This is a genomic window from Microbacterium maritypicum MF109, from assembly GCF_000455825.1.
In the GTDB taxonomy this organism is placed as follows: Bacteria; Actinomycetota; Actinomycetes; order Actinomycetales; family Microbacteriaceae; genus Microbacterium; species Microbacterium maritypicum_A.
Genome location: NZ_ATAO01000008.1, coordinates 1 through 365, shown reverse-complemented (window position 1 = coordinate 365; position 365 = coordinate 1). Strand labels below are relative to the sequence as shown.

The following is a 365-nucleotide window of genomic DNA, read 5'->3' as shown; positions in this document are numbered from 1 at the left end:
GGCGTTACCACCACTCCTTCGGGATCCTCGGGATCCTGCTCTCGCGGGTGGTCGACGGTTCGCTGGAAGATCATCTGCGACGCGACCTCTTCGCCCCGCTGGGCATGGTCGACACCGGGTACGCGGTGCCCCTCGACGAGGCGTACCGGCTGCCCGCCGCGTATCGCCACGAGCACGGCGCCCTGGTCGAGATCGAGCCCGCCGCCGGGGGCTTCTCCGTCGCGCCCGCTCCGTTCGACCTCAGTCATTCGGAGCTCGTGTCGACCGCGGCCGACTATGCGGCTTTCGCGGGGATGCTCGCCGCAGGGGGACGGCATGACGGCAACGTCATCATCGACCCCGAACTGCTCGCGCTGATGCGCACC

General features: G+C 69.6%; 1 protein-coding gene. It reads left to right on the top strand.

Going from position 1 to position 365, the window contains the following annotated elements:
* Positions 1-365 (top strand): serine hydrolase (locus tag L687_RS0120620; protein ID WP_031206658.1); only part of this gene is annotated, 365 nt, incomplete at both ends.